A 5860-nucleotide genomic window follows, 5' to 3' on the forward strand; every position below is an offset into this window, starting at 1 on the left:
TCGTCTGTGCGCAGAACTTGGAAAGCGCCTTAAATCCTGCAGGGCAATTGCTAAACGACATCATCTTCCCGTCGCTCAGCCGGTGAATGTCTAAAGTGGCTTTGGAAATATCTATACCAATGGTATCATCGGGCATCTTCGTCATATCCTATGCTTGTCCTAGAGGGCTTCGTGCCGCTCTGTATCCGTTCAGGCCTGTGGCGAAGGTGGTGGTTGATCTTACTCTGATACGGTCCTCAAAGACCAAGCTCTAAACGATCCAACCACCACCACAGACAAGCATTTCAAAATGCTTGTCTGTGGCTCTTGTTTCGCACAAAAGCTGGGACCTTCATAAGACAAGCAGAACAACCGACCATTTGACCCCCGTTCATTCCATCGCGGCTTCATTCCGGGCTTCTCAATCCACTGGCCAGCCTCTAAACTTGCCCAGATCCTCGTGACAGTGAGAATGCCGTGATTGATGCCTCTCGTTTTCTATCTGATCTTCACGCCCTCCGCAGCTTTGGCGCGCAGGGCACAGGCGTGATCCGCCCGGCCTATTCCGCACCCGACATTGCTGCGCGCGACTGGCTGGCAGGACGGATGGCCGAGGCGGGATTGGCCGTGCATTTCGACGTAATGGGCAATCTTTTTGGCCTCGCCCCGGCGCCCTCCCTGTTGCTCGGTTCACATTCTGACACGCAGCCGACCGGCGGCTGGCTGGACGGGGCGCTGGGAGTGATTGCCGCGCTGGAAATTGCGCGGGCGTCGCGTGCGGCGGGCGGACCTGCAATTTCAGTCGTGTCGTTTCAGGATGAAGAGGGACGATTTGGCGGAACCACCGGGTCGGCCGTATGGTCAGGCCTGTTACCTTTGACCGAGGCGGATGTTGTGAAGGACTCTGACGGGGTGTCGCTTTCTGAGGCGCGGAGTCTGTTGGGGGATCGTGTTGGCGGTGATGTGGACCCCTCGCAGTTCACTGGATTTATCGAATTGCATATCGAACAAGGGCCGACGCTGGATACTGCTGGCGAACAAATCGGCGTGGTCACTGATATCGTTGGCTACCGCGAAATGATGCTGACGCTGACGGGGCAGCAGAATCATGCGGGCACAACGCCGATGGCGCTGCGGCGGGATGCCTTTCAGGGGCTGTCCACCTTCAACGCGCGTCTGAACGACCGGTTGCGCAATGTCGTCACGCCGCAATCGGTTTGGACCATTGGCCATGTGGTGGTTGCACCCAATGCCTCTTCTATCGTTCCGGGCCAGGTAAGATTTTCGATGCAATGGCGCGACGGGGACAAGGACCGACTGGGGCGGATGCAGGCAGTAATCAAAGCGACGCTGAAAAAGGTGGCATCCGAAATGGGCCTCGCGGTCGAAATCGGGCCAATTTTGTCACTGGACCCAACCCCGATGGACGCCACTTTGCGCGCAAGACTGGAGGCTGCGGCCGAGGTTCTCGCGCCGGATCGCTGGCGCCAAATGCCATCAGGCGCGCTGCATGACGCGACCAATGTGGCCCGCCTTATGCCGGTGGCCATGCTTTTTGTGCCGTCGATCGGCGGGATCAGCCATGCGTTCGAGGAAGACACCGATGAAGCTGATCTGGTGGTCGGCCTAAGCGTGTTGGCCCAAGCTGTTGGAGTTCAAGGTTAGTTTGCCGTGAAGCTAAGACGCTTGGGCTCGCGTGAAAGTTTCGACCGTCCATAGGTTGGACGATAGTGGAGTTGCGTTATGTCGTAGCGAGCCGCTGACTGAGTGACCTGGAAACCGAATAATCGATGTGAACGGCCCAGTGCGGACCTTCGAACAAGGTGCAGCTAATGGCGGGTCAGAGCCCTGAATCTCCGATGCTGCAGCGCGCACCAACGTCCGGTCCGGAGGCGGCCGAAAAATGGGTCTTAAAATATCGGTCCATAGCCGACATGCACCGGGAAGACCTTTGCTGCAACGCGGCTTCCGGGCGTGTCGATCGTCAGCAGTCGAGCCAGGGCAAAAGCCCACCCAAGAAGGATGAGCCCGACGAGCAGCAAATGCGTGCCACATCCGGTGCGTGCGCCGACGCTGGTGTCCGGCCATGACGTCATTTGTTGCGCGCTCGCGCCAGTTGTCCGGCGGCAGTAGGGCTGGCAAATGGGTTGAGGTAGAGCCCTTTGTGGCTTTCGACACCCACGTCGAAGACGCAGTCCTCGTTCGGCCGGGCCACGCAGAGCAGGACGTAACCGTCTTCGGACTGCCGCTTGTTCAACGCCGTGCCCTTTGGCTGGCGGACCGAACCTGAAATCATCCTAGCCGCGCATGTGATGCAGCCCCCGTACCGGCAGGCGATCGGCAAGACATGTCCCGCCGCCTCCACCACGTCGATGATTGGCTCATCCTCGCCAACCTCGAAAGACACGCTGCCGCGGTTTCGCAGCGTCACTGTATGCTTGCGCATGTCTCGTCCTTGCAGATGAGTCCCGGCCCCGAGGGGTCGGGAAAGCTGAGGGAGAGCGGTCAGACCCAGATGTCGGACGAACAGTCTCCGCCGGGATAGCGTGTTTCATGCGCTCGCGCGGGCCCGTGCGGCTCTTCGTTGAAGTCGATGATAAAGTCGTCACGAATTTTCATGCCACCGTTTTCATTATCGCAATCCACGATCAGCATGATTCCGCCCTTGTCCTTCATCGAAGGGTAGAACTGGTTGTCCCAGGTCGAGAAAAGCGACGTCGTGACGTAAAGTCGCTTGCCGTCGAGCGACAACTGGATCATCTGCGGCGCACCATCGACGGCGCGTCCGTTCACCTCATGCGCCTTGCCCAGCAATCCGCCGATCCAGACCTGGCCGGTCAGTTTTGGATTGAACGGATCGGAGATATCGTACTGCCTCAGATCCCCGTGCAGCCAGTTCGAGAAGTAAAGATACTTGTCGTCCATCGACACCAGAATATCGGTGATCAGGCTCGGCATCGGAACCGGAAATCCCTCGACATCCACCGGGGGCACATCAATGATCTTGTTGATCTCGATCTTGCCGTTGTCCTTGTGGAAATGAAAGATGTTCGACGCCAGCGCCGCGCCGACAAAGCCATGGGTGCTGTCGGGATCGTGGTGGAACCGGGCCTCCAGCGGAATCATACCCTCCTCGCCGAGGTCGATGGACTGTTCTACCTTGCGGTTTTTGAAGTCCCAGAAATGGACGTGCTGGCCGTATTTGCCCCGCGCCACGTCTTCGAGGTCAAAGCCCGGCATGAAGGTGTTGGGCGAGGCCCATTCAGTCGAGATCATCATATTATGGCGCGGCTGATACCAGAAGTCGTAGTTGTACTTCATGTCGCCCAAGTCTTTTTCCCAGCGCCCAATGATGTTGAAGTCCTTGTCCAGATGAAGGAACCCGCCGGGTCCGTTACCATCGGCATCGCCCAGCATCGACACGATGATGTCAGCTCCGAGACAATGCACTGTGTGCGGGGCAGACAGGTTGGTCTTGGTCTTGATCTCGTCCCCGTCGATGGTCTTGAACAGCGTTGGCTTGCGCGGATCGGTGGCGGTATCGACGATGTAGAAATTGGTGGTGCGCACGCCCGGGATGATCAGATACTTACGCTCCATGCTTCCATCGGTGTTGCACGATGAACAAGCGTTCCAGCCCATGTGGTGCAACTCATCCCCGATGACCGGCATTTCGGTTCGATGAATTACCGTACCGTAGGTTGGGCTCTCCTCGTCAACGTCGATAGTGGCCATGTAATCTGGTTTCTCGATCCCGGTCCCGGTATAGATGCAGATCGTGTAGACAACTTTCTCACGCGGAGCCTTGATCGCCTCTTGTGGCGACGCATATCCCGGCCCTGCACAGCAGCTTCCGTTGTTCTCAGCCATGTCATTCCTCCTCTAATGTTGATGCGGTGGCTGGTTTCCTCTTTTTTCCATGGGTTTAAGCAGTGGAATGTTGGTTTCTTGCATCTGCGCCACGTTGCACGGTCGGATCGCAGCGCTAATCTTCGCGGCAACCTGTATCAATTCTTCACCAATCTTTTGCGATAGGTCGCCTCTAAGCGGTGGACAGGACCCACCGCGCCGACGCCGAACGATGCCCTGATATGACCGATCAGCACCGGGACAGCGACGCTTGAGACACCCATAAATCCTTGCGAATTAGGCCTTGAGCCATCCTTCTGTGTATTTAGTGCAGGCGCTGAGCGTGTCGTCGAGGATCTCCTCTTGGAAACTCTCGGCAGCAGCCGGTAGCAGGTGGGGCGCGGCAATTCATTTGCCTTCTGCACCTCTGCCGCAGTCAGCCCGCGACCGGCAATGGCAATGATCTCCAGAATTGCAATGAGGTGGTCCAAATGCACGGCAAGTCTCGCGATTAGGGTGACTGTCTTGAATGATGGTCCCTTGAATGGCGTTGACGCAAGGGAAATCTTGGTGCGCGTCCGATCTCTGCCGCCCCTTCCAGATGTTCAAGGAGATGGCGTCTGGCTAAAAGGATGCCCTCTGACACGTGAGCGCGCTCAAATCCTTGATGTCCTCAGCGTTAGATTACCTTCTGCGAAACATGAGTTGGACCTGCTGGTGTATTTACGCCCGTAGCGCACGGTTGGATTGACGGGCGGCGTCTCAGCAACTCAGTGGAATTTCGGGCGGCACCTGTTGGCCGCCTTTTTACGGAAAATTTTTCTGCATCTGCCGGGGTCTGGAACTGCTTGCTTTGCAATAATGGGCTCGAAGTTGCCTCTCGCTGCGTTTGAATCCCAAAGAATTCTCGGGCGCGGCCCTGAGCGTCCGCTTTCTTTGGATTGCCCATTTTGTTTGCAGGCGCGGCGAACGGTGGCTCTCCGCCCATTCTGTCGAAAAACTCGGCGCCTCACTCGAAAGGGCCTGATCACCAGAACGTATTCCCGCAAAAGAGCCCTTTTGGAAGCTGCGTTTGAAAAATGCCCCATGGTGAGAACAGCGTTCCAATTTTCCGAGGCGATTTTCGCGTAGCGGAGTTTTTCAACGGAATACGCCCTTTCGCGTCGCTCAGCCAGGACTCATTCCATGATGTGGCGCGCAGCTGCCGGAGGGCGTCCAAGTCACTCATCCAGCTTGGACCACCGCCGTCGTCCTGACACGTTTTTCACGGCGATTGCCACTGCCTTTCGCTGGCCGACAATCACCACCAGGCGCTTGCCACGGGTGTTCCCAGTATAGCGTAGGTTGCGCTGCAGCATTGCGTAGTGCTGCGTCAGGACCGGGATGACGACAGCCGGATATTCGGACCCCTGGCTTTTGTGGATCGTCGCGGCGTAGGCCAACACCAGCGTGTCGAGTTCCCCGAACAGGTAGCTCACGGTCCGACCGTCGAAACTGGCGGTCAGTTCTCCCTCGTTGAGATCGACACCTTCAACGTAGCCGATGTCGCCGTTGTAGACCTCCTTGTCGTAATCATTCTCGATCTGCATGACCTTGTCGCCTGGCGCGAAGGTCGGGTCGGTCGCAAAAGATCAACGCGACGGCTAATCAGCCCGCCATGCCGTCCATGAACTTGTCGAAGGTGTCGAGGGTCGTCTCTTCCTCCAGCTCGGCCATTTCCCAACGCGCTGGAGCGCGGTCGGGATAGAGCAGCAGCGAAATGGTCATCTGGTCGTTGCCGGGCGAGAACACCGTCATTTCATGGACAGGTTCGCCCCCCAACCAGACTCCGGCTGGATGGCGGTGTGTTAATTGCCACTGAGAATTGACCCGGCAACTACCAAAATTGTCACTGAGAACTGACCCATGTGCAACCTTACCCCAGCTTAAACCAGTTGGGGGCATATGGAGTGATCGAGATGGGATTTTTGAAGGTTATCAGGACATGGGCGCTGCGCGACAAGATGCCCATTCGCGAGATTGCGCGGCGCAC

General features: G+C 57.4%; 5 protein-coding genes and 2 pseudogenes. 1 reads left to right on the forward strand and 6 read right to left on the reverse strand.

The window, feature by feature from the left end; all coding sequences use genetic code 11:
* Positions 1-145: pseudogene (locus tag BMY36_RS21040) on the reverse strand (IS110 family transposase); the annotation flags it as partial.
* A 311-nt stretch (positions 146-456) separates the two neighbouring features.
* Here BMY36_RS21040 and BMY36_RS18635 point away from each other — a divergent pair.
* Entirely contained in the window at positions 457-1644 is a 1188-nt protein-coding gene (locus BMY36_RS18635) for a hydantoinase/carbamoylase family amidase (RefSeq protein ID WP_050518356.1), read from the forward strand.
* A gap of 427 nt (positions 1645-2071) precedes the next feature.
* Here BMY36_RS18635 and BMY36_RS18645 read toward each other — a convergent pair whose 3' ends face one another.
* The 5 genes and pseudogenes from BMY36_RS18645 to BMY36_RS20850 form a co-directional block, all read right to left on the reverse strand.
* Positions 2072-2425, reverse strand: a complete 354-nt coding sequence (locus BMY36_RS18645; protein WP_050518358.1) for a 2Fe-2S iron-sulfur cluster-binding protein — start codon at positions 2423-2425, stop codon at positions 2072-2074.
* Positions 2426-2484: 59 nt separating this feature from the next.
* On the reverse strand, positions 2485-3849 hold the full coding sequence (locus BMY36_RS18650; protein WP_050518359.1) for a selenium-binding family protein: 1365 nt from the start codon (positions 3847-3849) through the stop codon (positions 2485-2487).
* A gap of 137 nt (positions 3850-3986) precedes the next feature.
* The gene (locus tag BMY36_RS19725) at positions 3987-4319 is read right to left on the reverse strand and encodes a helix-turn-helix domain-containing protein (protein ID WP_244888703.1); all 333 of its coding nucleotides are present in this window, start codon (positions 4317-4319) and stop codon (positions 3987-3989) included.
* Between the two features lie 729 nt (positions 4320-5048).
* A complete protein-coding gene (locus BMY36_RS18655) occupies positions 5049-5306 on the reverse strand; it encodes an ATP-binding domain-containing protein (RefSeq protein ID WP_269430802.1) in 258 nt (85 codons plus the stop codon).
* Between the two features lie 24 nt (positions 5307-5330).
* Positions 5331-5432: pseudogene (locus tag BMY36_RS20850) on the reverse strand (hypothetical protein); the annotation flags it as partial.
* Between the last annotated feature and the right edge of the window lie 428 nt (positions 5433-5860).

The organism is Pseudorhodobacter antarcticus, from assembly GCF_900110135.1.
In the GTDB taxonomy this organism is placed as follows: domain Bacteria; phylum Pseudomonadota; class Alphaproteobacteria; order Rhodobacterales; family Rhodobacteraceae; genus Pseudorhodobacter; species Pseudorhodobacter antarcticus.